Source organism: Levilactobacillus koreensis JCM 16448 (assembly GCF_001435525.1).
Taxonomy (GTDB): Bacteria; Bacillota; Bacilli; order Lactobacillales; family Lactobacillaceae; genus Levilactobacillus; species Levilactobacillus koreensis.
Genome location: NZ_AZDP01000123.1, coordinates 131,880 through 157,492, shown reverse-complemented (window position 1 = coordinate 157,492; position 25,613 = coordinate 131,880). Strand labels below are relative to the sequence as shown.

The 25,613-nt window shown below is 50.0% G+C and carries 23 protein-coding genes; 2 read left to right on the top strand and 21 right to left on the bottom strand.

The window, feature by feature from the left end:
- Positions 1-217 precede the first annotated feature (217 nt).
- Entirely contained in the window at positions 218-1,486 is a 1,269-nt protein-coding gene (locus tag FC99_RS13400; protein WP_048736028.1) for a YhgE/Pip domain-containing protein, read from the bottom strand.
- Positions 1,487-1,645: 159 nt separating this feature from the next.
- Here FC99_RS13400 and FC99_RS13395 point away from each other — a divergent pair, with 159 nt between their 5' ends.
- Positions 1,646-2,197, top strand: a complete 552-nt coding sequence (locus tag FC99_RS13395) for a TetR/AcrR family transcriptional regulator (RefSeq protein ID WP_048736027.1) — start codon at positions 1,646-1,648, stop codon at positions 2,195-2,197.
- Positions 2,198-2,352: 155 nt separating this feature from the next.
- Here FC99_RS13395 and xerS read toward each other — a convergent pair whose 3' ends face one another.
- The 9 genes from xerS to parE all read right to left on the bottom strand — a co-directional run bounded on the left by xerS (position 2,353) and on the right by parE (position 13,385).
- Positions 2,353-3,417, bottom strand: coding sequence for a tyrosine recombinase XerS (xerS, locus tag FC99_RS13390; RefSeq protein ID WP_048736026.1), 1,065 nt, complete (start codon positions 3,415-3,417; stop codon positions 2,353-2,355).
- Positions 3,418-4,431: 1,014 nt separating this feature from the next.
- Complete coding sequence (locus FC99_RS13385; RefSeq protein ID WP_048736025.1) at positions 4,432-4,872, bottom strand: NUDIX hydrolase; 441 nt, start codon at positions 4,870-4,872, stop codon at positions 4,432-4,434.
- A 49-nt stretch (positions 4,873-4,921) separates the two neighbouring features.
- Entirely contained in the window at positions 4,922-5,443 is a 522-nt protein-coding gene (msrA, locus tag FC99_RS13380) for a peptide-methionine (S)-S-oxide reductase MsrA (protein WP_048736024.1), read from the bottom strand.
- Between the two features lie 15 nt (positions 5,444-5,458).
- Positions 5,459-5,899, bottom strand: a complete 441-nt coding sequence (gene msrB / locus FC99_RS13375; RefSeq protein WP_048736023.1) for a peptide-methionine (R)-S-oxide reductase MsrB — start codon at positions 5,897-5,899, stop codon at positions 5,459-5,461.
- A 261-nt stretch (positions 5,900-6,160) separates the two neighbouring features.
- Positions 6,161-6,742, bottom strand: coding sequence for a matrixin family metalloprotease (locus tag FC99_RS13370; RefSeq protein ID WP_048736022.1), 582 nt, complete (start codon positions 6,740-6,742; stop codon positions 6,161-6,163).
- 147 nt (positions 6,743-6,889) lie between these two features.
- Positions 6,890-7,819, bottom strand: coding sequence for a manganese-dependent inorganic pyrophosphatase (locus FC99_RS13365; RefSeq protein WP_048736021.1), 930 nt, complete (start codon positions 7,817-7,819; stop codon positions 6,890-6,892).
- A 34-nt stretch (positions 7,820-7,853) separates the two neighbouring features.
- Positions 7,854-8,813 carry a LysR family transcriptional regulator gene (locus FC99_RS13360; protein ID WP_048736020.1) on the bottom strand — a complete coding sequence of 320 codons (960 nt, stop codon included), beginning with the start codon at positions 8,811-8,813 and terminating at the stop codon, positions 7,854-7,856.
- Positions 8,814-8,939: 126 nt separating this feature from the next.
- Entirely contained in the window at positions 8,940-11,387 is a 2,448-nt protein-coding gene (parC, locus tag FC99_RS13355) for a DNA topoisomerase IV subunit A (RefSeq protein ID WP_082153293.1), read from the bottom strand.
- 27 nt (positions 11,388-11,414) lie between these two features.
- Entirely contained in the window at positions 11,415-13,385 is a 1,971-nt protein-coding gene (parE, locus tag FC99_RS13350) for a DNA topoisomerase IV subunit B (protein ID WP_048736019.1), read from the bottom strand.
- Positions 13,386-13,658: 273 nt separating this feature from the next.
- Here parE and plsY point away from each other — a divergent pair, with 273 nt between their 5' ends.
- Positions 13,659-14,291 (top strand): glycerol-3-phosphate 1-O-acyltransferase PlsY, encoded by a 633-nt coding sequence (gene plsY, locus FC99_RS13345; RefSeq protein ID WP_048736018.1) that lies wholly within the window; start codon positions 13,659-13,661, stop codon positions 14,289-14,291.
- Between the two features lie 216 nt (positions 14,292-14,507).
- On the opposite strand, the gene FC99_RS13340 is transcribed toward plsY, so the two are convergent.
- The 11 genes from FC99_RS13340 to FC99_RS13290 form a co-directional block, all read right to left on the bottom strand.
- Positions 14,508-15,383 carry an aldose 1-epimerase family protein gene (locus FC99_RS13340; protein ID WP_048736017.1) on the bottom strand — a complete coding sequence of 292 codons (876 nt, stop codon included), beginning with the start codon at positions 15,381-15,383 and terminating at the stop codon, positions 14,508-14,510.
- A 343-nt stretch (positions 15,384-15,726) separates the two neighbouring features.
- A complete protein-coding gene (hslU, locus tag FC99_RS13335) occupies positions 15,727-17,139 on the bottom strand; it encodes an ATP-dependent protease ATPase subunit HslU (RefSeq protein WP_048736016.1) in 1,413 nt (470 codons plus the stop codon).
- 20 nt (positions 17,140-17,159) lie between these two features.
- Positions 17,160-17,702, bottom strand: coding sequence for an HslVU peptidase proteolytic subunit (gene hslV / locus FC99_RS13330; protein WP_048736015.1), 543 nt, complete (start codon positions 17,700-17,702; stop codon positions 17,160-17,162).
- Positions 17,703-17,718: 16 nt separating this feature from the next.
- A complete protein-coding gene (xerC, locus tag FC99_RS13325) occupies positions 17,719-18,630 on the bottom strand; it encodes a tyrosine recombinase XerC (RefSeq protein WP_048736434.1) in 912 nt (303 codons plus the stop codon).
- Positions 18,631-19,269: 639 nt separating this feature from the next.
- Entirely contained in the window at positions 19,270-21,381 is a 2,112-nt protein-coding gene (topA, locus tag FC99_RS13320; protein WP_048736014.1) for a type I DNA topoisomerase, read from the bottom strand.
- Positions 21,382-21,515: 134 nt separating this feature from the next.
- A complete protein-coding gene (dprA, locus tag FC99_RS13315) occupies positions 21,516-22,409 on the bottom strand; it encodes a DNA-processing protein DprA (protein ID WP_048736013.1) in 894 nt (297 codons plus the stop codon).
- Positions 22,410-22,435: 26 nt separating this feature from the next.
- Positions 22,436-23,224 carry a ribonuclease HII gene (locus FC99_RS13310; protein WP_048736012.1) on the bottom strand — a complete coding sequence of 263 codons (789 nt, stop codon included), beginning with the start codon at positions 23,222-23,224 and terminating at the stop codon, positions 22,436-22,438.
- Positions 23,217-24,077, bottom strand: a complete 861-nt coding sequence (gene ylqF / locus FC99_RS13305) for a ribosome biogenesis GTPase YlqF (RefSeq protein ID WP_048736011.1) — start codon at positions 24,075-24,077, stop codon at positions 23,217-23,219. The genes FC99_RS13310 and ylqF overlap by 8 nt, the downstream gene beginning before the upstream one ends.
- An 18-nt stretch (positions 24,078-24,095) precedes the next feature.
- Positions 24,096-24,317 (bottom strand): YozE family protein, encoded by a 222-nt coding sequence (locus FC99_RS13300; RefSeq protein WP_048736010.1) that lies wholly within the window; start codon positions 24,315-24,317, stop codon positions 24,096-24,098.
- Positions 24,318-24,328: 11 nt separating this feature from the next.
- Positions 24,329-24,931 carry a YpmS family protein gene (locus FC99_RS13295; protein ID WP_048736009.1) on the bottom strand — a complete coding sequence of 201 codons (603 nt, stop codon included), beginning with the start codon at positions 24,929-24,931 and terminating at the stop codon, positions 24,329-24,331.
- 22 nt (positions 24,932-24,953) lie between these two features.
- A partial coding sequence (locus tag FC99_RS13290; protein ID WP_235805935.1) for a GDSL-type esterase/lipase family protein occupies positions 24,954-25,613 on the bottom strand: 660 nt, incomplete at its 5' end.

Sequence of the window (25,613 nt, the reverse complement as noted above, 5' to 3'; positions counted from 1 at the left end):
AGACTCTTCAATGTTTGTATGAGGATTGTTCTAAGCAGCGCTTTTTGCAATCAAATGTTTGAGGGCGGTTAAAAATAATTATATAGTGGGAAGGTGAATTTTGTGAGCACCCACGACCTAGTCCGACGTAGACCGATGGCGTGTGCACCAAGGCAAAATGGCTATTTTCGTCACTCTCATTAGAGGAGACGCATAATAACTGTAATCGTTGCAGAGGCTAGGCAGTCTTTTTTGCCTTTCTAATCAGCGTTGATCCATACATGACAGCAACTGAAGCTAGGCCAAGGTAAAGCAGGGCCATCATGGATGATCCAGTTATGGAAGCATCCCGAATATACATTTGATTTGTGATGAGGTCGTTGGCAAAGCGGATGGGTGTGATGTCGTAAACGTAGTTGTGGTAAAAGGGACTCAGCATTTGTGGAATAAATGTGATTACACCCATCGACCCAATCCAAATGACGAGCAGCAGAGGCCACCCTTTTAGGCCCAGTAAATCGAGAACGGCTGACTGCAAGGCATAGAAGACAAACGCAATGAATCCCATCAATAAGAGGAAGTTCTGTGGATTGTGAACGGGAACCGAGTAGCAAATTTTGATGAAGAAGTAAATGGAGACGGCAATGACCGTTGCAATTGCCAGGCCTGAGATTAATTGGCTCGTCACACTGGTGATAGATAGCCGACCATCAGTGCGTTTCATTTCATTTTTGCTGTGGTCGCGCCAATTTAGAAGGCTGAAAATGAGGCTTCCAAGCCAGCAAAAGATGGTTATCAAGAATGGCGCCATCCCACTGATCTCCTTGGTTGAAACGGAATTGCGTTTCGTCAGCGTGGCGTTGATTGGCGTCTGAAGACTTGACCATTCCGGTGACGTCAGAGTTAAACCAGACTTAGTAGCGATACGGTTATACTGATTAGTGATCTTTTGGTTTAATCGATTGGTCATCTCAGGTAACGCCGTCATTAAGACGTTCGCAGCGGTCACATTACTTCCTTGACTGACATACAGAGAAATCCTTGCTTGTTCAGGTAATCTGTTGGTCAAAGAACTTGCGACTATCTTTTGCCGTTGAAATGGCTGCGTTTCAGTTAATGCCGGGGTCTTGGCTGCTAGAACATCCAGTTTGTTAGCGATAACTTTGCCTTTTAAATAACGAGTCTGTTGATTAATAGCTTTGGTAAACCCAGAATTGATGACGACAGCACCGTAGTATTTTCTCTCTGCAAACCCTTTGGTTAGGCTACGGGAACTTTCAACATTTACCCATTTGATTTCGGCATTCTTCTTGTGACTTTCGTTCTGCAAGGTTTTGACAACGTTCTTAGCATCCTTTCCGCTGTCATTGACGACCAGAGCCAATGGCAGGTGGTGGAGCTTAACGGTACTTCTTGCCCCAACCTGTGCGAAGGCGAATAGTCCGATGATGATAATTGCGGCCAACATACCTAGCCAAATATTCTTTCTTTTGAATACATTAAGCATTTAAATAACCTCCTCTTGAATCTATGAGTATCATAAACGGATTCTGCATTTAAAAGAATGGTCAGGTTGAACATTTCTGTGTCTTAAAGGGACACAGTCTAAATTTGTGGGGTGTAGGGTTACAGAAGCACAAAAAGTGGTAATGAAGGGGGCGTCACCTTGGCCGATTTAAGAATTCAAAAAACAGATAAAATTATTTCTTCCGCGTTCGTCGATCTGGTAATTGAAAAGGAACTTGCTAACGTCACTGTTAAGGACATAGCTACCCGTGCAATGATTAATCGAAAAACTTTTTATGCTCACTATCAGGATAAATTTGCGCTGGCTGATGTGATATTACAGAATATTCTGACGTGGTTAGATGAAACACTACAAAAGAGGGTTACACTACTGAAGCAAGAAATTCCTTTAAGTCATGCGGTGACTAAATTAGAGGAGGAGCTGCAGGAATTAATGGTGAATTGGCGAAGACCAATCAATGCCTTGATGACGATTCCGGAGACGAGGGTGCAGCTATTAGCGGGTGCTCAGCGTATTTTTAGTGAGCAATTTCGCGTCTTTTTTAAGCGCCCCGCATCAGAACTAGAAACAACTGTGATTGGGAGTACCATGTTGGGCCTGATAACTTACTATTTGCAGTCAGATGACTTGCCATCCCATGATGAGCTCCAACAACTGTCTACTAGTTTGACATTGATTTTTGGAGGATAACGGCTACTGCTTGCTAGACGGTTTTAGCTTGGTTTCATGTTCAAACAAATAGCCTCGCACAGGCCGATAGTTCAGTGATTGTCAGCTTGTGCGAGGCTATTTGTCGATTGTGGCGGTAAGGTTTTCACTTAGTTCACGCTTGCAGCTTACTCATTTTACATTTTCTCCAACCCATGCCGCTGTTCCTCATCCATGATGTGGGTATACAGACCAGTTGCACTGGTTGAGTTCTGTCCCAGCTGGGTGGCTACGAGCTGCTCGTTTTTGGTGGCGAGGTAGAGTTTTGAGGCTAATGTGTGCCGGAGCTTATGCGGCGTGATACGGACCTTAAACGCGCTAGAATATTTGGCGACCATTTTTTCCATGGAATTGGCCTGCATGCGCGAGGCCTGACCGCGATAACTACTGAGAAAAAGGGCCCGGTCGCTACTGGTGGCGTGATAAATCGCCGTTCGGTGCTCGACATAGTCTTGAATGTAGGGTAATGTCCACGGGGCGATTGGCACGGTATCTCGCTGGCCCCCCTTGCGGACGACACCAATCGTGCCCGTCTTCAGGTTCAAATGGCGCAGGTCAGCATTGGCGGCCTCCGAGACTCGTAAGCCACTACCCAACAGGAGGGCGTTGATGGCTAGGTCCCGCTGTTTATCCCGGTGAAAATACCGTTTCCTAGCCGGTGACAACAGGCCTTCGTATTTCTCGTCGATAAAGGTCAGGTAATCATGATCCGTGTTGCCTAGCATGAGCTTGGTCTTCAAGTTGGCTGCCCGGGTCGCGTAAGTTTCGCTAGTTCGGACTAGGGCAATCTTGTGCATCACGTTACGGTCAAAGTAAGCTTCACCGTGCTCGTCCTCGGTATCTTCCGTCAGGTACTTAAAGAGCGACGAGAGGGCATTTAGTGAACGATTGATGGTTGGATGGGTTCGACTACCAGGAGCACCTGTGAGCTTGGTTTGATTCAGCAGGGCGGACTTGTACAGCTCAACCGTTTCCTTCTTTAAAGTCGCCAGCACTTGAATATCGATGTCAGCGGGGTGGTTAGCCGGCGTTAGGCCTTCACTGATCAGCCAGTTAAAGAAACGGCGGAATTCCGTGAGGTACTGATAAAGGGTAGCTGGGGACAGGGGGACGGTCGCTTTGGCCTGGTAGTATTCCTGGACGTACCAGGGTGCAGTGGCCAATTCCTCGTTAATTAATTTTAAGTAATGTTGTTTCTCCATAGAAATGGCCTCCAAACGTATGTTCTCATATCCTATATGATACCGGTGAATGACCAAATTAGCAAGTCCCCCGCCTTAATTCTAGCTACTACTATCTTTAAAATATTTGTTTTAATGAAAGTAGTGCAATGACAATTGCTGGCCCTAAAGTAGTTTGGTTGAGGTATCCTGTGGGTTACTAGCTGTAAATGCTGTCATAGCAAGGATTTAGACGACTTTTATATGTTTAGGACTAAAATTTATCTCCTGTTATTGGTAGTCAGTCTTTCTATGATTAAGACTACTGGGGGTTCAACGCTGATATACCAACGTTCTTAGGCATATTACGGTTGAATGGCTTGGGATTTTATCAATTGCAGCATACTATTTTTACGGTCGGAATCAACAGTCAGCAAGCTTTGTCGCATGGCTAGTAGCTACTGACATTATGAATTCTGTTCAATCCAGCTGGTAAATGCTGCTGATTTGGGAATAAATTTAACTAGCGACGACCACTCAGTCAGCCATGGAAAAAGCCCAAAATACACGTTGATTCTAAGCACACGTTCAGACTTTAGACGGAGACTTCATCACGAGAATGTCGTAGAATGCGCCTCAAAAATTCGATAGTTTGAGTTTTTCATCAGATTCAAACGGAGTCGGTTACTTGTGCGCGGTGGATGAGTTCGTTACGCTGTAGGAACAATTTGAAGTTGATTATGATGATAGTAGATTTGTTGAACGTTTAAGCAGAGATCCAGCTGCTGAAGTTTGATCACGGACGACGAAAAAGCTAATAAGAAATTTAGCTTACAGCAGACGTGCGTCCAAAATTGGTAACAGACAAAAATACAAAGTCAAAGTGCAAACAGGGGTCGGTCAATCTCACGGCTAATATTTAAAATATATTCTACTTTACATAATATATATTATCGAAAGTAGAGTTAAAAGCCAAAAAAGCAAGCAATTTAGATTCAAAGTAAAAAAGCCCGTTCGTTTTTTATTTAACGAATTGGCTTCCTATATCAATAAAATCTAAATTAATTTTAGCGTGGTCAAAATCTTTTTCGTCAACGGTGTCAGTTGCTCTGGCAATTGTGCCAAGTCGAAAAATTTTGCTGCACTCGTTTCATCCGTCGTAACCTCTAAGTTACCAGTTGCTGCGACGTCATAAACCACGGTCACCGAATCAATCTGGTCGCCATTTGGATACGTGTACTGCATGTCTTGACCACTGACGACCGCCAACAATTGCTGAACGATTCCTTGTAAGCCGGTTTCTTCACGCAACTCGCGCTCGGCAGTTGCTGCCGTATCTTCATTTAGTTCCTTCGATCCGGCCGGCAACCCCCAGAGATGATTGTCTCGGCGCTTAACCAACAGTACTTGCTGCTGTCGACGAACAATGGCTGCTGAACCGACAACGATTAGTGGTTGCTGACCGACTTTTTGCCGTAAATTTAGTACATAACCCATACGAAAATCCCCGTCCTTTACCTAATTGTAACATGCAATAAGGGACTTGCTAGTGCCAATTCTGATGAATGAAGGCCTCGCGCCCGCCCATCTCTTCGATTTGATAGCGGAATGGATTCTTTCGGTAGAAGTCTTGGTGCTCTTCTTCCGCGGGATAAAATGGCTGGGCAGCTTCAATTTGGGTTACGATGGGTGCGTTGAACTGTTCGCTGGCCGCTAAGTCAGCCTTAGATTTTTCCGCGATGCGCCGCTGATCGTCATTGGCCACATAAATCACTGGCCGGTAGCTGTCACCCCGGTCTTGAAATTGACCGCTGGCATCTGTGGGGTCGGTTTGTCGCCAATAAATATTAACGAGTTCAGCATAACTGATGACTGTCGGATCAAAGGTAATTTTGACGGCCTCGGTATGACCAGTTGTGTGACTGGCCACTTCGGCATAAGTTGGATTAACCGTATGTCCGCCGGTATATCCAGAAATTACGGACTGAATCCCGGGTTGGGTGTCGAAGGGCTTCACCATGCACCAGAAGCAGCCGCCAGCAAAGATTGCCGTTTCAGTTTGACTCATGCGAAATCCCCCTTTTTAGTTGAATAATTGACCAAAGTCGTGGTAACCGTTTGCTTCCAATTTGTCGGCCGGAATAAATTTTAGCGCTGCTGAGTTGATACAGTAGCGCAAGCCACCCTGATCTGCTGGACCGTCGTTAAAGACGTGACCTAAGTGTGAGCCAGCGTCTGTGCTCCGAACCTCCTGTCGCACCATACCAAATGAGTGATCGGTGTTCTCCTTAACGTTAGTCGCATCGATTGGCTTGGTGAAAGATGGCCAGCCACAGCCCGCATCGTACTTGTCGGTCGAGCTGAATAGCGGTTGGCCGCTGACCACATCCACGTAAATACCAGGTTCGTAGAAGTGGTCATACTTTCCGGTGAACGCTGCCTCTGTGGCCGCCTCTTGGGTTACGGCGTATTCCTCAGCGGTGAGTCGCTGCTTTAAATCATCTTGCGTTTCTTGTTTAGCCATAATAATTTCCTCCAATCAATTGCGTACAACTAATTACCTATAAGCCCTAGTTTAAGGCTCCTGGACTAAAACGCAACTAATTTGTTTGATGTCCGGCCAATCGAATTGAGCATTCAACATTATTTTTGTGCTGGAGGAATCATCAGGGTCGATCATACAATAATGCCAAGAAACGTCGTCCACACCGCTCTAGCCTACAATTTGACGACTGGATAGGCGCAAAAACCGCCAGCCAACTCATCGTCGGCCAGCGGTTCAAGGTTAGCTGGATTGACCAGCCGGAGTTTGGTAACGCAGTTTAGCGCCGTTAACGTCAACTTGCTTGATTCCAACGGAACGATTGCGATAGTACATCACGCTTTCTTCCGCCGGATTGTGTGCTAATCCCATGGCATGACCCAATTCATGTTCCGCAACGTGAACGTCGTCAGCGCGTGAATACGCGTACGACTTCAGGAGCGTTGGGTTGAGTGTTGCCGTGACGTCGAGTAACAGGTCGTTTTTAGACCAGTAATCAGTTAAGCCGACGTCTTCTCCCAGAGCCACTGCCTGTGTCTTCGAGGCGGTTTTGAGAGTAATCTGTGCATTTTTAGTGGTACCCAATTTGAAATGAAACGCACCGGTTCGATTCCAAGCGCTAATGGCGGATTGCCAAACTTGCCGATAGTAAGCCGATTTGGTGGTGATTACGTAGGTCGCGTGATTGTGGGCAAACCGCTCCGGACCAAAAGGTGTTGTGCCGGCTGCAGCCACGGCAACAGCACTCCCGCCCACTGGGGTGACAAAAAGACCAACAGTAACAACCGCAAGGGTAATCCCCCGGGACCAAAAGCTTCTTGTCATGCATAATCCCTCTCTTCGCGAAGGAAGATGCCTAACGGCTACCATCGGCGTCATTATAGCAGTTACTGACTTTAAAGCGAATTAAAACGCTCCAAGGCAACCGTTAAGTCGCCATGGAGCGTTCATTCAGATTGTAAATTGAGTAAATTAAGCTTCAAAAGCAGCTGTCAATGGTGGCACGACTTGCTTCTTCCGGGAAACAACCCCTGGCAAACTAGCACGGTTGTTGTCAAGCTTCGTATTGAAGGCTTTTTCAACCGCTGCCTTAGGCTCACCAGCAACGATTAATTCGGAGTCACTGTTCAAAACGTTAGTGGCTAAGGTAATGAACAAGTCGTAGCCATCGGCGGCCATTTCAGCTTGCATTTCCTTTTCCAAACCAGCTTGACGGTCCAAAACATCGGCTAAGTCGACCGTGTTGATTTGGCCGATACGCACGCTGTGACCAGCCATATCAAAGGACTTAGCGTCGCCGTCGATAAGTTCTTTGTCACTCTTAGCAGCTAAGTTCGTTCCCGCCTTCAACATAGCAATGCCGTAGCTTTGAACGTCGATATCAGCAATTTCAGCTAACATCCGAACGGCTTCACGGTCGGCATCAGTCGTGGTTGGGGATTGGAGTAACAGCGTGTCAGAGATGATGGCGGATAACATTAGCCCAGCCAACTTGGCAGGAATTTCCATCTTCTCTTCGTTGAACATTTCGGTCAGGATCGTGCTCGTGCAACCAACAGGTTCTGCCCGGTAGTACAGAGGTGAATCCGTCGTGAAGTTGGCGATCCGGTGATGGTCGACGACGAAGTTGACCTGCACCTTGTCGAGGTCGCTAACACTTTGTTGGGCTTCGTTGTGGTCGACTAACATGACGTGATCAACTTCGTTTGAGACCGTCTTAACGACCCGTGGTGCTGGTTCGTCGAAGTGGTTTAAAACGTAAGTGGTTTCCATGTTAGGTTCGCCCAAGGCAACGGCTTCAACGTCGTAGCCCTTTTGGGTTTGGAAGTAGGCAAACGCCTTGGCTGCAACAATGGCGTCCGTATCTGGATTCTGGTGACCGAAAACTAATGACTTGCTCATGAGTAGAACTCCTTTAACAGAATAGTTTTTAGTGTTACTTGTTACGCAATTGTTTGAGCCGCGAAATGTAATCGTCCGTGTGTAAATAACGATCAAATTGAGCCAAAAAATGGCTAATTCGCGGAATCTCGGCCTTACCCTTGCGGAACACAAAGGCTAGGTCGAAGCGGATGTTTGGATCGAAATGCGCTGTCCACGTTTGTGGGAGGTCATCTTGACCAATCATAAACGAATTTGGCAGTGCCGTAGACGCTTGGGTCTGCATTGAGAAGTGCAACAGCTGCGTTGGTGTCGTGAAGTTTGCGACACTCTTAGGGAAATCAGCTAACTGGTTCTTATAGGCTTCGTGCAACGTCTGATTGAGGTAGTAGCCTTCTGGGTACATCGCCCAAACATCGGCGGTCGTGTCCTTGAACTTGATTCGTCGTTTCTTCGACAGTTGTTCGTCGTGGTGGATAAACAAGAGGTCATCCGAAATGATCTTCTTGGACTCATAGGGCTTCCAGTTCTTAATCGAATCATCTGGCAAGTACATGATGGCCAAATCGATCTTATTATTTTCTAGTCGTTCCCAGATTTCCTTCCGCGTTAACATGTGAAAGGAAATCTTCAAGTCAGGATTATTTTGGTATGACAAGATGGCGAAGTCCTCAAAGACAGCGTCTTCCATGGAGGCCAGAAGCCCAATGTTGATTTCTCCCTGAGTTGCGCTGGTCGACTGTTGAATCTCGTCAGTGGCTTGGTTTAGGATCCCATAAATCTTGTGCGTGGCGTCTAACATCGTGTAACCAGCGTCAGATAACCGCAGTTTCTTCCCGACCGAATAGAAGAGCGGTGCCCCCACAGTCCGTTCGAGTTTCTTGATCTGCTGCGTCAATGCCGGTTGCGTAATCCCTAAAATCTGAGCAGCTTGGGTGTAATTCATGGTTTCCGCAAGCTGTAGGAAGTACGTCAAGGTCTTTGAAGAAAAGATACTTTCCTGTTTCGTCTTCATCCGCTTTTACTCCTTATGATTAGTCTGATACCAGGCCAACCTAATGGTTACTATTAATCACTATGATAGGCTGTTTGGCCTAAAAGCGCAACGATTTCTGCTTATAAAATCATTGCTAGCAACTAACTAGTCTAAAACGAGCGCCGTCGGTTTAACGCGTAATTGCGTTGGCAGCCCCTCGACATCCGTATCGACCACGAAGGACCCGTTGGAGTAACGACCGCTTAGCGGGTGTTCCGTTGGCAAGACATCGTGGGTCCGTTCACGACTGGTCAGAATTTCCAGTGGCGGATTGCCCGCGGGAATGGCCATAAAGTCAACGACGCGGTGTGGATCACGCTTCAGCTCACGCAAGACGATGACCCCACGTCGGGCCCGACTCGTCACGGATAATTCCTTCATGGCTAGTCGCTTGAAGGCCCCCCGTTGCGTGATCATGGCAATGGTATCGCTATCGGTGACGAGTGCCAAGTTCACGACCTCATCGTCATCGCGAAGATCCATCGATCGGACACCAGTCGTTCGGGCCCCGTTGACGGAAACTTCGTCGATGCTGTAACGCAAGGCGTAACCATTCTTAGAGACCAGCAGGATTCCCTGATCGATAGGTTCGGTCAGATACTTAACCTGCACGACTCGCGCCTCAGGATGCTTAAGCTTTTCGTACACGGCGGCACGACTCTTGTACGTCCGACCAGGCGTTAGGTCACTAAAGGCCGTCTGTTTAATGTAGCCATCGCTGGTAGCGATTAGGAAGCGACCGGGTTCCTTAAGGGTCTTGAAGGCAAACGTGGCAACGATTTCTTCATCGGCAGCTAAACCGGTGGTCTGGGAAATGTGTTCACCAGTCTCCTTCCATTTGACGTCGCTGATCTCATGAACTGGCCGGTAAATGAGGTTCCCCTTGTTGGTGAACATCATTAAGTGGTCTAGCGTGCTGAGCTTTTGCATGAAGATTGGATAATCCTCATCCTTTAGCCCGTTATCGTCAGGATCGGAGGCCGTATAAGAACGGACACCGGAGCGCTTCAGATAACCATCGTGACTCACGAGGACCACGACCTCTTCGTCAGCGACCGTGACCTCAGTGTTGATCTTCAAGTCTTCAATTTCAGCCTGAATCTCTGTACGCCGAGGGTTCCGGTATTCCTTACCTACGGCCTTAAGTTCCTTGCGTAAGACGGCGTTCAAGGCCTTAGGGTCAGCTAAGATCTTGTGGTCTTCCGCAATGGCTGCGGATAATTTGTCAGATTCGGCTTCCAACTGGGTTACATCGGTGTTGGTCAACCGGTACAGTTGTAAGGCGACAATGGCGTCCGCTTGTTTTTCGGAGAAGTCATAGGTGTTGACCAGGTTGTCACGGGCGTCTCGCCGGTTCTTGCTGGCACGAATGGTCTTGATCACTTGATCCAGAATAGACAATGCCTTGATCAACCCAGTTACGATGTGCTGCCGGTCTAAGGCCTTTTGTAGGTCATATTCCGTTCGCTTCGTGATGACCTGACGTTGATGTTCCAAGTAAGCCGTCAAAATGGTCTTTAACCCAACGTGTTCGGGCCGCTTATGGTTGATGGCGACCATGTTGAAGTTATAGGTGATCTGGAGCTCGGTGTTCTTAAACAGGTAGTTGAGTACCCCCTGGGCGTCGGCGTCGCGCTTGAGTTCAATCGCGATCCGCAGACCGTCCCGATCGGTTTCATCCCGAACTTCGGCTAAGCCCTCGACCTTTTTGGTCAAGCGAATCTCATCGATTTTCTTGACCAATTGGGCCTTGTTGACTTCGTACGGAATTTCGGTGACCGTGATTTGACTCTTATTGCCCCGTAAGGCTTCAATTGCCGTCTTAGAACGGACGACTACGCGACCACGACCGGTTTCATAGGCCTTGATGATGCCGTCTTTCCCTTGAATGATCCCACCAGTTGGGAAGTCTGGTCCCTGAACAAAGCCCATCAATTCTTCCAAGGTAGCCTTGGGGTGACTCAATAAATAAATGCAGGCATCAACGACTTCACCTAAATTGTGTGGCGGAATATCCGTGGCGTAACCGGCAGAGATCCCGGTCGCCCCGTTGACCAGCAGGTTGGGAAAACGCGCTGGCAAGACGGTTGGTTCGTACTCGGTATCATCAAAGTTAAGGACCATTTCGACCGTATCTTTGTCGATATCCCGTAACATTTCACCAGCTAATTTACTTAAACGAGCTTCGGTATACCGCATGGCAGCGGCTGGGTCACCATCCATGGACCCGTTGTTCCCGTGCATCTCGATTAGAGGTTCGCGAACCTTCCAATCCTGACTCATCCGGGTCAACGCTTCATAGATGGAGCTATCGCCATGGGGGTGAAAGTTCCCCATAACGTTCCCAACAGACTTTGCGGACTTCCGGAACCCCTTATCGTAGGTGTTGCCATCCTTGTTCATGGCAAACAAGATTCGCCGTTGAACGGGTTTTAGCCCGTCTCTGACATCGGGTAAGGCCCGCTCTTGGATGATAGATTTGGAATAACGACCGAAGCGGTCCCCCATGACTTCTTCCAGAGTTAATTCTTGAATTTTTTGTCCTTCACTCACGACATGTTTGCTCCTTTCACCGGTCGATTAATCACTGGTCGACGTGGCATCATTTTCTAATAGGCTGGTATTGTCGTCTTCCAGCGTAAATTGAACGTTATTTTCGATCCATTTCCGCCGGGGTTCGACCTTGTCACCCATCAACGTGGTGACTCGGCGTTCGGCCAGGGCGGCATCGTCGATCTGGACGCGAATTAGCGTCCGGTTGTCGGGATCCATGGTCGTTTCCCACAGTTGTTCGGCGTCCATTTCCCCTAACCCCTTAAAGCGTTGGAGGTTGTAGCCGTGATTAGGAATCTTCTGCGTCTTTTCGGTCAACTCATCATTGGTCCAGGCGTATTCGATGTCTTGGTTCTTCCCGGTCCGTTTGATCCGATACAGCGGTGGTAGGGCAATGTAGACCCGACCGGCGTCGATCATTGGCCGCATGTACTTGTAGAAGAAGGTCAGCAACAGGATTTGAATATGGGCACCGTCATCATCGGCATCGGTCATGATGATGATCTTGTCGTAGTTGGCGTCCTCAATATTAAATTCAGTGCCGACGCCAGCGCCAATGGTATAGATCATGGTGCTGATTTCTTCGTTCTTCATGATGTCTGGGAGCTTGGCCCGTTCCGTGTTCAATACTTTCCCCCGTAAAGGTAAGATGGCTTGGAACTTCCGGTTACGGCCTTGCTTAGCAGAACCACCGGCGGAGTCCCCTTCGACTAAGAACAACTCATTCTTGGACGCATTTTTGGACTGTGCTGGCGTGAGCTTACCGGACAATAAGCGTTCGTGTTTCTTATGCCGCTTGCCGTTTCGGCTCTCATCCCGGGCCTTTCGGGCGGCTTCACGGGCCTGACGGGCTTGGGTGGACTTCTTGATCAACATCTTCCCGAAGTCCCCATTTTCCATCAGGTAGTAGCCTAGTTGTTCACTGATGACATTGTCCACGATGGTTCTCGCTTCCGGCGTTCCCAGCTTTTCCTTGGTCTGGCCTTCGAATTGTAGAAGGTTTTCGGGAACCCGCAGCGAAATAACCGCTGAGAGCCCTTCACGAACGTCGGAGCCTTCCAAGTTCTTATCGCGATCCTTTAACAGGCCGACTTTGCGCGCATATTCGTTGAACGCCTTGGTCCAACCGCTCCGCATCCCGACCTCGTGCGTCCCGCCATCTTTGGTCCGGACGTTGTTGACGAAGGACAACAGGTTTTCCGTGTACCCGTCGTTATACTGAGCCGCAACTTCGACCTCGATGCCGTCTTTCTTGCCGTCAAAGTACATGACGTTGCCCAAGGTGTCCTTGTCTTCGTTTAAGTAACCAACGAACTCTTTGATTCCGTCTTCAAAATGGTACGCTTCAGCTTTCTCTTGACCCTCACGTTCGTCGGTCAGCGTAATCTTAACGCCTTTCAACAGGAACGCCGATTCACGTAACCGTTCGGACAGGGTGCCGAAGTTATAGACCGTGGTGGTGAAAATACTGCTATCTGGTTTGAAGTCAATAGTGGTCCCATTATGGGCACGGGTATTCCCCAATTTCTTCAGCGTGCCCTGTGGCTTGCCGCCGTCAGCGAACTTTTCTTGGTAGCGCACACCGTCACGCACAATGGTCACGGTCAGTTTACTGGATAGGGCGTTCACAACGGAAGCCCCGACCCCATGGAGTCCACCAGAGGTCTTGTAGCCTCCCTGGCCAAATTTACCCCCCGCATGGAGGACCGTTAAAATGACTTCGGGCGTCGGAATCCCTGAGGCGTGCATACCCACTGGCATACCCCGTCCATGGTCGACCACCGTGATACTGTTATCCTGGTGAATGGTTACGTTAATTTCTTTACCGTAGCCCGCTAAGGCTTCATCAACGGCGTTATCCACGATTTCGTAGACCAAGTGGTGTAGTCCACGGCCGTCAGTTGAGCCGATATACATCCCAGGACGTTTACGAACAGCTTCCAATCCCTCCAAGACCTGAATGGAGGAATCGTCGTACTTTGGTTTTGCTTTCGCCATGCGTAAATCCCCTTTACATTTTTATTCGTTTTAAACTAGCGTGTTGCAATACTTACCTAGTTTACCGCAACGCGAACGTATGTTCAAATAAAACGGTCAAACGCCCGCGGCTTGGTAAGCAATAACCACATTATCATACCACAGGAAGTTAAAAACTGGCTAGTTCTCCTGAGATAATTGGCGTGGCGTGGAAAACATGCTAAAATATAGAGCAGCTTATTTGCAGTGCGGTCATGCGGACCACATTGGGAGAAAGAGCGGAGGAATCGAGTCGTGAAATTAATTGGGTTACTTATTTTGGCTTACCTACTGGGTGCCATTCCTAACGGGGTCTGGGTCGGTAAAGCCTTCTTTGGAACGGATATTCGCCAGTCGGGGTCCGGCAACATTGGGACGACCAATACGTACCGGGTGTTAGGCCCCTATGCCGGGACGGCTGTGATGGTTCTCGACATTGCTAAAGGTAGTGTCGCTACCTTGTTACCGACCTTGGGCCACGTTACAACGTTTTTGGGAACGGCGACCCCACTGCTATTTGGTCTATTCGCTATCCTGGGCCACACAGTGTCGGTTTTTGATCACTTCAAAGGTGGCAAGGCCGTCGCCACGTCTGCGGGGATGTTGCTAGCTTACAACCCCATAATGTTTGTGATTGCTGCTGGGTTGTGGGTCAGCTTGATCTACTGGACCAGCATGGTCAGCCTCGCCAGCATGATTGCCTTTAGCCTGATTACGTTGATTTCCCTGGCGTTTCAGGATTGGTACCTGACCGGTATCGCCTTGGTCCTGACTATCTTTGTTTTTTATCGTCACCGCGCCAACATTCAACGGATTCGCGAAGGCACGGAATCGATGGTCCCCTTTGGTCGGGGCTATCACAAGCGGCAGAAATCTAAATCGCGTTAGAAACGTAAGGAGACCCGGACATTGTGTCCTGGCCTCCTTTTTTGTTGACAGAGTATGCTCAAAGGCGGTTAGGCGGCGAGCATTAAGGCTGATAAGCGAAAAATCCCGAACTTGGATTGTTCGCTTATCAGGTTTAAGCGAAACCGACTGCCTTTGAGTACACGTTTCGGCAATATAAAATTCGGAGTAGACGTCTACTTATCGTCTTTTCACCACTTAGAAATAAGTAATTTCATACCCCGCCTGGAAACTCTGGTGAGCAGCCAGGTGATTGATGGCGACCTTCGTTTCGAGGTCCCCTGTGGTCTGAACATCGTCCGCTAAGCCCCACCAAGGTTCGATGCAGACAAATGGTGCCTGCTTCGGATACGGGGACCAGATGCCCACGTATGGCGCTGCAACCGTCAGGGCGATGCCGTGGTCGTTGACGGTGCTACTCAGCATGAGCGTGGTCTCTTGATTATCCAGTGAAAGGACCTGTGCATCGTGCTCAAATAACTGATGGTCCAACTGTAGTGGCTTGGTCAAATCGAGTGGGACCGGATGGCCGGTATCACTATATGGGCCAACGAGTGGCACCCGCTGATACGTTTTTTTAGGAGAAACGGTGACCTGATAGTCGGTAAAGTCGGCAGTTGCCTCGCCCAATGGCACGTTGAAGCCGGGATGGGCACCAAACGAAAAGACCAGTGGTGTATCGGCCGGATTGGCAACTTCGGCGGCGACCTTTAGCCGATGATCGATCAGCGTATAGGTAATCGTCAGGGTAAAGTCGCTAGGAAAGAGCTGGCGACTCTGCTTATCGGCCGTCAGCTGCAAGCTCAACTGGGTATCCGTCTGGGCGACCACCTGGAACTCGCGGTCACGGGCGAACCCGTGTTGCGTCATCTGGTAGGTCTTCCCTGCCAAACGGTACTGGTTGTCCTGCAGCCGGCCCACGATGGGAAATAAGAAGGGCGCGTGCCGACCCCAATAGGCTTTATCCGCCTGCCACATGTATTCCAAGTGACTGTCGTTGTCCTGAACGCTGGTTAACTCGGCGCCCAAGGAATTAATTTTAACCGTTAAATACGTGTTCTTTAACGTTAGCATGTAAATTCCTCCCGTTTGTTTTTGATTATTTTTAAATTAGAAATTTAGTCTCAGATGATAAGCAAGTGTTGCCAGTTGCTGGCTACGAGGTGGGATTGAACGTGGCTGGCCCTTAGTTAAACTTGCTATGCAAACAAGTCTCTAGCATTTGTTGTGGGTAGAAAACAATGTTAGCCGGAGGATGTCAGGGATAGAGCCAGCCAGCACGCGCTTCAGCGTCCCACAGCAGGCAGAATCCCTGACAGCCGCAGTGCGACCAGTTTACACAATGTTTTTCACTATCCCCATCATACCTGACTGACGAAAAAAGGGCCAAGACAACCGTCTCGGCCCCACAAATTATTTACAGGATGTAACGCGACAGGTCCTTGTTTTGCACAATGTCACCAATCTTATCGTTGACGTAGCTTTCGGTAATCGTGACGTCACCGGTACCCATGTCGGGACCTTCAAATAACAGATCTTCCAACAACTTCTCCAGCACAGTCTGTAAACGACGAGCCCCAATGTTTTGGTTCTCGTGGTTCAGCTCAAAGGCCAGGTCGGCGATCCGTTCGATGGCTTCCATGGTGAAGGTCACCTTAACGTTGTCGGTACCAATCAACGCAATGTATTGCTTGATCAAGGCATTGTTAGGTTCCGTCAGAATCTTAACGAAGTCGTCCTTGCTCAGGTCGTTTAATTCGACCCGGATTGGGAAACGGCCCTGTAATTCAGCAATCAAATCGCTAGGCTTCGATTCAGCGAAGGCCCCAGCAGCGATGAACAGGATGTGGTCGGTGTCGATGGTGCCGTACTTAGTCTTGACCTGCGTCCCTTCAACGATGGGTAAGATATCGCGTTGGACCCCTTCACGGGAAACGTCGCCGCTGTTTTGACTACTGCCCTTGGCAATCTTATCAATTTCGTCGAGGAAGATGATCCCGGTATTTTCGGCCCGTTTGATGGCATCATGGTTGATGTCAGCGTTGTTGACCAGCTTTTCGGATTCTTCGGCGACCAGGATTTCCCGGGCTTCAGCGACCGTGACCGTCCGCTTAATGCGCTTCTTTGGCATGATAGCCCCCAACGTATCGTTGAGGTCCACACCCATTTGGCCCAGCATGTTGTTGTCGCCGGCGTTGGCTTGTTGGGGATCGTCCATTTCAATTTCGACCATATGGTTTTCAAGCAGGCCCTTGTCGAGTTGTTCGGATAGGGATAGGCGCTCGTTGCGGATATCGTCGGTGACCTCTTCCTCTTCACCTGGTGCGGTTGGCGTTTGGCCATTTTGCATCTGGGAGAACATGTTCATCATGTTGGCGAAGTCATTGTTGTTCTTGCTTTCTTTCTTCTTAGCGGGTGCCAGGAGCTTGACCAGCCGTTTGTTAGCAGCTTGGATGGCATCGGCACGAACGTTCTTAAATTGGTCTTGTTTTTCCATCGCAACGGAAACTTCGACCAGGTCACGGACCATGGATTCCACGTCGCGACCAACGTAGCCAACTTCGGTAAACTTGCTGGCTTCGACCTTGGTAAATGGTGCGTGAACGATCTTAGCTAACCGGCGGGCAATTTCAGTTTTCCCAACCCCGGTCGGTCCGATCATTAGCATGTTCTTTGGTGAAATTTCTTCCTGCATGGCAGCGTCTAGTTGCATGCGGCGGTAACGGTTACGTAAGGCAATCGCAATCGCCTTTTTAGCTTCGTCCTGGCCAATGACGTATTGGTCAAGTAAGGCGACGACTTCTTTAGGTGTTTTATTAATGGCGTCCACAATGGATTCCTCCGTTTCGATTAAAGTTCTTCAGAAATAACGTTTTCGTTGGTAAAGATATCGATCCCACCGGCGATGTGAATGGCGCTTTCGGCAATTTCCTTAGCGCTCATGTCGGTTGCATGGTGGTGTAAAGCAGTGGCAGCGGCTAGGGCAAAGTTACCACCGGAACCGATGGCCAAAATGTCATCATCGGGAGCAATGACTTCGCCGGAACCAGAAACCAGTAGCATTTCGTCCTTGTCCATGACAATCAGTAAAGCTTCTAGTTTTTGTAAGGCTTGGTCAGAACGCCACTGCTTGGCGAGTTCAACGGCCGCCCGTTGGAGGTTACCGCTGTATTCGTTGAGTTGGCTTTCAAATTTTTCTTCAAGGTTGAAGGCGTCAGCAACACTTCCGGCAAACCCAACGACGACTTGGTTGTTGTAGATCCGGCGAATCTTGTGTGCGGTCCCCTTCATGATGACCTTTTCACCCATGGTGACTTGTCCGTCACCGGCCATGGCGTTATGGCCGTTATGCCGAACTGCACAGATGGTGGTTGCTTCAAATTTTACTGGCATAGTTTCATCAATCTCCTTACGATTGTTTTGTATGATCAGACTTTTCTTCAGTGGCTCGGGGGAAGAACTGACGGTAATCGCGCTGTAAATGTTCCCGGGTCACGTGGGTGTAGATCTGCGTGGTCGATAGGCTACTGTGTCCCAGCAACTCTTGGACCGACCGGAGATCTGCCCCCCGGTTGAGCAGGTGCGTGGCAAACGTGTGCCGCAGCATGTGGGGATGAATGTCCGTGGTGAGACTGCTGCGCTTGATGACCTGGTTCAACAGGTAAGTCACCCCGGCTGGCGTCAACTGTTCCCCCCGCGCGTTGATAAACACGTACGGGTGAGCACGGTTGAAGGTCGCCATTAGCGGCGTGCGCGCGGCCGTGAAGTAGCGTTTCAGTGCGTCACTGGCGTAATTGCCAAACGGCACGTAGCGCTCCTTGTTGCCCTTCCCATGAATCAACATGATGCGGTTGTCGAAATCAACGTCGGGCAACGTGAGGTTAACGCACTCACTGACCCGAATCCCGGTGCCATACAGCACCTCAAGCACCGCCGAATCACGTGTGGCGAGTTGGGTATTCGGATTAGCCGCCGCGGCCGTGAACAGCGCCGTCATTTCCCGTTCGTAGAAGAACCGGGGCAAATGATTCTGATGGTGCTTGAGTTGAACGTAGGCGAACGGGTCGTCCTTGGCCAAGTCGTTACTCATCAAAAAACTGTAGAGTGACCGCAACGTCGACAGCTTACGGGCAATGGTCGTGCGAGCGTAATGGTGGTCGTACAGATCACTCAGGTAGACCTCAACGTCCAGCTGGTCAATTGCTGTCCACGGTTTGACGCCCCCGTTGTCAGCTAAAAACTGTGTAAATTCTTCGATGTCTTCGCGGTAGGCCTTAACCGTTTCCGGTGAGTATTGCCGTTCACCGCTAAGATACGTCATGAACTGTGAGACCGTTTCATCCACGAAAAACACCTCCTGTACGTGTTAATGCTAGCAAACAGCTTTGAAAAACACAACTAACTCATCAAACTGTCGGGTTTTCAACTGACAACGTAGTGAGTTAAGTCGCCTTACCGGCCGGCAGATATGGGCTAGGTCGGTGCGGACGCAACTTGAAGCCTCGAAAATCGCGAGTCTTCAAGGTTGGTCTTCTGCTAAGCCGGCCAGAAACGTCGACTAAGCAGAACGACGCGCCTGAGCCCATATCTGCCGGCCTCTCGGCTTACGTGGTAGCGTTATGGCAACTTATGATGAAATTTTTAGAGTAGTTATTATTCCGGACAAGGACTCGCAACACATGTTTTTACGGCGTTTACTGCAAAAAATTGATTAGAGCCGGTTGTATCGATGACGTTGGTCGATTATCGCTGGTTTACGGCATAGGACCGCCCTAAGAGATGTGTGATTTTCACGGGTTCAGGCTATCCGGAATCTCGAGCTAACGACTGGAGGCAATCCCTGTATCTGGTAACCGCAGTGCATCCAACGAAAGACGCTATCCATAGTTCCCACACAAATAGGCATTGGCAGTTCCCCCAATGGAGAGACTGCCAATGCCTATTTCAATTTTAATCTTGCTTACTTTTGTGGTGCTTCTTCGTAGTCGCCGTTCGGGCAGACGATTTGGACACCGCCACGAATCTTCTTGGCAACTAAGTAGTGACCATCCTTCGGGCAATCACGACCGACTGGCTTGTCCCATGAGACAAAGTCACAGTCAGGGTAGCGGGAACAACCGTAGAAGATTCGGTTCTTCTTAGACTTCCGTTCGATGACTTGACCCTTATGACAAACGGGACAAACGACCCCGATTTCCTTCACGATTGGCTTGGTATTGCGACAATCTGGGAAGCGGGAGCACGCGTAGAACTTGCCGTAGCGGCCCATCTTGACGACCATTGGGGCGCCACAGATGTCACAGTCAAAGCCAGCGGGTTCGTCACGAATCTGAATCTTTTCGATGGCGTCCTCGGCATGGGCGACTTCCGTTGAGAATGGCTTGTAGAAGGTGTCAATGACCTTGACCCAGTCCTGTTGACCTTCTTCGATACCATCCAATTCGTGTTCCAAGTTGGCCGTAAAGTCAACGTTGACCACGTCTGGGAAGTATTCGTTGATGATGCCATCGACGATTTCACCTAATTCCGTTGGTTCAAACCGCCGACCGACTAACTTAACGTAGTAGCGGCGCTGAATCGTGTCCAGCGTTGGCGCGTACGTTGATGGTCGACCGACACCGTTTTCTTCCAACGCCTTGATCAAGTTGGCTTCGGAATAACGTGCAGGCGGCTGGGTAAAGTGTTGGGCCGGATCGGTCTTGGCCAGGTTGACTTGATCACCGATCTCAAGGTCGGGTAACAAGTTATCCTTTTCCTTGTTGTCCTTGTAGATCTTCAAGAACCCTTCGAATTTCATCTTGGAACCGTTGGCCCGGAACGTCACGCCGTTTTGTTCCAGCGTCACGGCCATGGTATCCATGACGGCATTCGTCATTTGGCTAGCGACGAAGCGATTCCAGATCAATTGGTACAGACGGAATTGATCCTTGTTGAGGCGGTCCTTCAAGCTAGCGGGTGTCCGGAAGACAGAGGTTGGCCGAATCGCTTCATGGGCGTCTTGGGCGCCTTCAGGCAATTTTCCCTTGATGGGTTTGGTGGCGGCGTATTCAGCACCGTACTTTTCGTGCAGGAAGGTCGAGGCCTCGTGCTTGGCAATGCTTGAGATCCGCGTAGAGTCGGTCCGCATATAGGTAATGAGCCCTTGCGTCCCTTCCTTGCCCAGGTTGATCCCTTCGTAGAGCTGTTGGGCGGCCATCATGGTCTTCCGCGTCCGGAAATTGAGCTTCCGGTTAGCGTCTTGTTGCATGGAACTCGTCGTAAATGGTGGTTGGGGTGAACGCTTCCGTTCCTTACGCACAACGTTCACGATGTCAAACTTACCCTTTTTGTCGAGTTTGCCCAACACTTCTTGCACGGCCGTGTTGTCCTTTAAGCTGGCCTTTTTACCGTTGAGCCCGTAGAAGCTCGCGTCAAATGCATGCCGTGCTTTCTTGAACTCACCGTCGATCGTCCAGTACTCTTCGGGAACGAAGGCTTTGATTTCTTTTTCCCGTTCGATGATCAATGACAAGGCGATGGATTGGACCCGCCCGGCACTGAGCCCTTTCTTCACCTTTTTCCAGAGCAGTGGTGAAATCGAGTAACCCACTAATCGGTCAAGAATCCGGCGCGCCTGTTGGGCGTTGACCAGGTCCATGTCGATGGTCCGGGGTGTCTTGAAGGCTTCTTTGACGGCGTCTTTCGTGATTTCGTTAAAGGTAACCCGGTTCTTGTCGTTGACGTCTAGGTTTAAGACATGCGCTAAATGCCACGCAATGGATTCCCCTTCACGGTCGGGGTCAGATGCGAGGTAGACGGCTTTGGCCTTTTTGGCTTCTGACCGTAATCCCTTGATGACGTCACCCTTACCACGAATGGAAATGTAGTGTGGATCGTAATTGTTCTCAGTGTCGACCCCCATCGAACTTTTTGGGAGATCACGCACGTGTCCCAGACTCGGCATGACCTTGTAGGTCCGGCCTAAATATTTTTCAATTGTTTTCGCTTTTGCTGGTGATTCAACGATAACTAATTTTTTTTGCGTTTTTCGCCGTTTCTTGGTGCTTGCTGTTGGTTTAGACTTAGTCGGCAAATCACATTACTCCCTCGAATGATAGACGATAAAGGCCCGTTTGGTGCGGACCGTCACCTCTATTTGATTTGTTTTTACGACGAACTTAGAGTTCGCTAATTTATTCACTATAATCCCACACATGATATTTCAAGTCAGGGCCACTTGTCAACTAAAACTTCTTCCATTATATGTTCCGAATTCAAGATTGGTTTCGCCCCAGCCAGAATTAATTCGTTGGTGCCAACGGAATTTTTACCGTCGATGGTCCCCGGAACGGCCAGCACATTTCGGTTTTCTTGTAGGGCAATATTGGCGGTAATCAGGCTTCCCGAGTGATGAGCGGCCTCAATCACTAAGACACTTTGTGAAAGACCGGCAATGATACGATTTCGCTCCGGAAAGTGATGCCGGGCACCCTGCGTTCCCCACGGATACTCCGAAAAAATAAGTTGCTGATGCGCTAAGGTCGTCATCAATTCTCGATTGGCTGCCGGGTAACAGTGGTCCAGCCCCGTGCCAATGACGGCGATGGTCTTGCCGCAATGGGCAAGCGCCACCTGATGGGTCAACGTGTCGACCCCCTGAGCTAGCCCGGACACCAAGCAGACGCCGTGTTCGACCACCGCTGGCAATAAGAGACGCATGGCCCGAATCGCATACGGTGTGGGGTGGCGGGTCCCCACTACGGCCAATTGCGGTGCGTGCAGTAACCGGAGATCTCCCAAAAAGAATAAGGCGACAGGGGGAGCATAAGTTTCCTTTAATTGCGGCGGATACGCGGCATCAGCGATGGTCAAACACCCGCTGTGGGCAAGATTGGTCGCAATGGTGGTGTCCAACGCCGCCGAGAAGAGATGACGGGTAATAGCCGCGGTGCGTTTCTCGGGTAAGCTGAGTTCCGTCAGCATGGCCATCAAGGTCCGCGCGTTGATCCGGGTCACCTGCGGATGGTCTAACGTCCAGTGCCAGCAGGCCGTTGTGGTCCCGTGGCCAATACCGGGGATGAGTGGTAAGCGCATGAAAAAATCACGAAGTGTCAGTTGCATAAGCAACCTCCTTTTCCCTTTTAGGGTTAACTCCGTGATTTGTTCGCGATTATTTTTTGTACGGGTGAAAAAGTTTTACGATGGATTGGTGTGACGCCCCGATCGGCTAGTCCGGCCAGGTGTTCAGCCGTGCCATAGCCGGCGTTCTGAGCGAATCCATAGCCAGGATAAAGGTGGTCATAAGTGGCCATTAGATGGTCTCGGTAGACCTTAGCCACGATACTGGCCGCGGCGACACTGGCACTCTTGGCGTCGCCCTTGATCAATCGGGTCTGCGGCAGGTCCACCGGAATCTGCATGGCGTCCACGATGAGATGCTGGGGAGCCAAGCCTAACCCGAGAACCGCGCGTTGCATGGCGACCCTGGTGGCCTGATAGATGTTGAGTTGGTCAATCAATTGGGGACTACCAATACCAATGCTGACGGCCTGCGCCTGCGCCAAAATTAACGGGTAAAGTCGCTCGCGTTCCTTAGGTGTCAACTGCTTGGAGTCGTTGACTAAGGGGATGTCGAAGTCTGGCGGCAGAATCACCGCACTGGTGACGACCGGCCCGGCGAGTGGTCCCCGCCCAACTTCATCGATGCCAGCGACCAACTGTCCCTGTTCCCAGAATGGCCGTTCGTAGTGCAGTCGGTGTTGAAAAGCTGCTTCGGCCGCTGCCGCTTTAGCTAGTCGTCGTTTAATCTGCCCTAGAAGCTGCTGAGCCCCTTTGCGGGAGTCCGCGGCTAACGAGTCCAGTCGCGGGTCAGCGGGGTCGGTAACGTCCTTTAGCGCCTGTTTCAGGTCACTTAAGCTGGGACGGTCACTACTCATCGGACTCATCGCCTTTAGGGGCGCGGTCGAGGGTGAAGCCACCGAGCTTACGGTGCCGGGCGTCTAAAATGAACCGTTCGCTAGCCCGTTCGTAGTCGTCGCGCATGCCGACCTTTTCGGTGATCTTCAGGAGCAGGTCAACGTCGCTCAGTTCTAAATCGGCTGGTGCTAGGTGATAACGCTCGGTCAGAGCTGGCGCGTAGTACTGCCGAAAGAAGTTCAGGCCGTATAGGGCAACGTCGTCCTTGGCGTAGAGCTTTTCCTTGATAGCACCGGTCAGCGCCAATTCTTGGGCGGTCGTCTGGTCCTTGAACTTGGGCCAGAGGATCCCTGGGGTATCGAGGAGTTCCAAGTGCTTACTGGAACGAAGCCACTGCTGGCCCTTAGTTACCCCTGGGGTATCGCCGGTAACGGTGGCCTTACGGTTGACCAGATGGTTGAGTAAGGTCGACTTCCCAACGTTGGGCACCCCAACCGTCATGGCACGCATTGGCCGTTCCTTCAGGCCCTTTTCACGTTCGTTAGCTAGTTTGTCGGCCAAAACGCTGCTGGCAATTTTGGTGATCTGTTTGGGGGTCACGTTGGCCCGGGAGTCGATAGCAATTGCAGCCAGACCTTGGGACCGGTAATAGGTCATCCAAGCGGCCGTTTGTTGCGGATCGGCAAGGTCCTTCTTAGTCAAAATAATCAAATGAGGCTTGTGTTGCGCGATGCGAGCAATCTCTGGGTTACGAGAAGCTGCGGGGATGCGGGCATCGACCAGCTCGAACACGATGTCGACGAGGTGGATATTTTCTTCCATTTGGCGAATCGCCTTGGCCATGTGGCCGGGGAACCATTGAATGGTACTCATAAATTGTCTCCTTTTCTCTTACGCGAGTGCTGCCAGGTATAGTTGCCAGGCATCGTCAAAAATCGTCATAGACGGTAAATAAGGCGCATTTTCCTCCAGGTACTTGGAGAGTGGGTCAAACTGGGTTTCCTGCTTGGGAAAGGAGCTATCCAGAAAGGCATTGTTCGCAAACGTAGCGACGGGATCGTAGCTTTCGGTATTACGCTGTGTCATTAAAAATTGATAAAACGTTTTGGGCATTAGTGGTCTCCTTAGTTGTTCGGAATCCGGGCCTGAAAGACAAATTTACCGGCACCGGAGAGGTCGATCTCTTTGGCTGCGTATGATGGTCTGGTCCCATTACCGATGGCCGTTAAGTGGAGCGTCATCGTCTCCGCCTTAGTATCCATCGCGACCCATTTCGGCAACGGATAGTTCTTGGCAATGTAACTCATAACGAAACTCACGGGAACCGGTAATGAACCGATCGACAGCTTCTGGGCCTTTAATTTGACATCTCCTGAGGATAACACGGTCGGCTTAAAGAGTAAAACAAAGTTGACGTTGGCCCCCAGAACTTGGGTCGACCCAGTCAGCATCGCATGGTTGGTGACCTGAAAACTGTATTTGAGCGCAGAATTCTTGAGTGACTTATTCACGTAGTAGTCAGCCAGCGCGTTAACTTGTGCCTTATTTAGGGTGACATCGAGATTCGTCGTATTTTTGGTGACCTTGGCTGTAGAATCAATTTTGACTGGTGAAAAGGCCTTGACGCCGATGGTAACGGTCGTGAGCAGTAGAACGGCGACCAGGGCAATGAATCCCCATTTCCACCAGTTACGTGTCCGTGCTGTTTTTTCTGTTTGACGTTGCATGACTGCGGTTCCTCCTTCTAGTTTACTTTAATAACCATTGTTGATGGGCCTGCATCTGCTGAAAGGCATAGCGGGTCATGAGGCGGTACCCCCTGGCGTTCGGATGGAAATGGTCTACCGGTGATAGGTAATGGTTGAGTTCCTTGTCGCTATCGCTGGCTAAAGCCATTTCTTGGAAGCTCTGCGTCGACAATTTCCCATTATTTGACTTTTGCGATTGACGCTTCAACCGGGCTTGCTGGGTCACTGACTTGAACTGCCCAACGGACAAGGCCCGATTAATGTCGATCATGTAGAGGTTATCCGTCTTGGCAGCCGTCGTCTTCGTTGTAGCATTCCAATCGTCGACGGCATTAGTGATCTGGTCAATGTTGGCAAAGTAGACGTAGATGGGGTTGTAAATAGAGTACAGGTAAATTGGCGCGCGGTCATTATATCCCCGAACGGTGGTCAGTAAGCGGTGCAACTTAGTTTGGTAGGTTGCTTCCGCAGTATCCAATTGCGCATCTAATCGGGATTGTTGATTGATCGTGACGTTCTTCTCCAAGGTCTGCAACAGGTCATTGCCACCGACCGTCATCACGATGGCCTGGGCCTTGCTGACCTGGTCTTGCATGGCCTTACTGTCGAGCAGTCGCTTTTCAATTTGGTCACTGCGGTCGCCGGATTTCCCGTAGTTGTG

Coding starts and splice junctions, on each gene's coding strand:
- FC99_RS13400 (WP_048736028.1), bottom strand. CDS start 1,486: ATGCTTAATGTATTCAAAAGAAAGAATATTTGGCTAGGTATGTTGGCC.
- xerS (WP_048736026.1), bottom strand. CDS start 3,417: ATGGAGAAACAACATTACTTAAAATTAATTAACGAGGAATTGGCCACT.
- FC99_RS13385 (WP_048736025.1), bottom strand. CDS start 4,872: ATGGGTTATGTACTAAATTTACGGCAAAAAGTCGGTCAGCAACCACTA.
- msrA (WP_048736024.1), bottom strand. CDS start 5,443: ATGAGTCAAACTGAAACGGCAATCTTTGCTGGCGGCTGCTTCTGGTGC.
- msrB (WP_048736023.1), bottom strand. CDS start 5,899: ATGGCTAAACAAGAAACGCAAGATGATTTAAAGCAGCGACTCACCGCT.
- FC99_RS13370 (WP_048736022.1), bottom strand. CDS start 6,742: ATGACAAGAAGCTTTTGGTCCCGGGGGATTACCCTTGCGGTTGTTACT.
- FC99_RS13365 (WP_048736021.1), bottom strand. CDS start 7,819: ATGAGCAAGTCATTAGTTTTCGGTCACCAGAATCCAGATACGGACGCC.
- FC99_RS13360 (WP_048736020.1), bottom strand. CDS start 8,813: ATGAAGACGAAACAGGAAAGTATCTTTTCTTCAAAGACCTTGACGTAC.
- parE (WP_048736019.1), bottom strand. CDS start 13,385: ATGGCGAAAGCAAAACCAAAGTACGACGATTCCTCCATTCAGGTCTTG.
- FC99_RS13340 (WP_048736017.1), bottom strand. CDS start 15,383: ATGCTAACGTTAAAGAACACGTATTTAACGGTTAAAATTAATTCCTTG.
- hslV (WP_048736015.1), bottom strand. CDS start 17,702: ATGCCAGTAAAATTTGAAGCAACCACCATCTGTGCAGTTCGGCATAAC.
- xerC (WP_048736434.1), bottom strand. CDS start 18,630: ATGACGTATCTTAGCGGTGAACGGCAATACTCACCGGAAACGGTTAAG.
- dprA (WP_048736013.1), bottom strand. CDS start 22,409: ATGCAACTGACACTTCGTGATTTTTTCATGCGCTTACCACTCATCCCC.
- FC99_RS13310 (WP_048736012.1), bottom strand. CDS start 23,224: ATGAGTAGTGACCGTCCCAGCTTAAGTGACCTGAAACAGGCGCTAAAG.
- ylqF (WP_048736011.1), bottom strand. CDS start 24,077: ATGAGTACCATTCAATGGTTCCCCGGCCACATGGCCAAGGCGATTCGC.
- FC99_RS13300 (WP_048736010.1), bottom strand. CDS start 24,317: ATGCCCAAAACGTTTTATCAATTTTTAATGACACAGCGTAATACCGAA.
- FC99_RS13295 (WP_048736009.1), bottom strand. CDS start 24,931: ATGCAACGTCAAACAGAAAAAACAGCACGGACACGTAACTGGTGGAAA.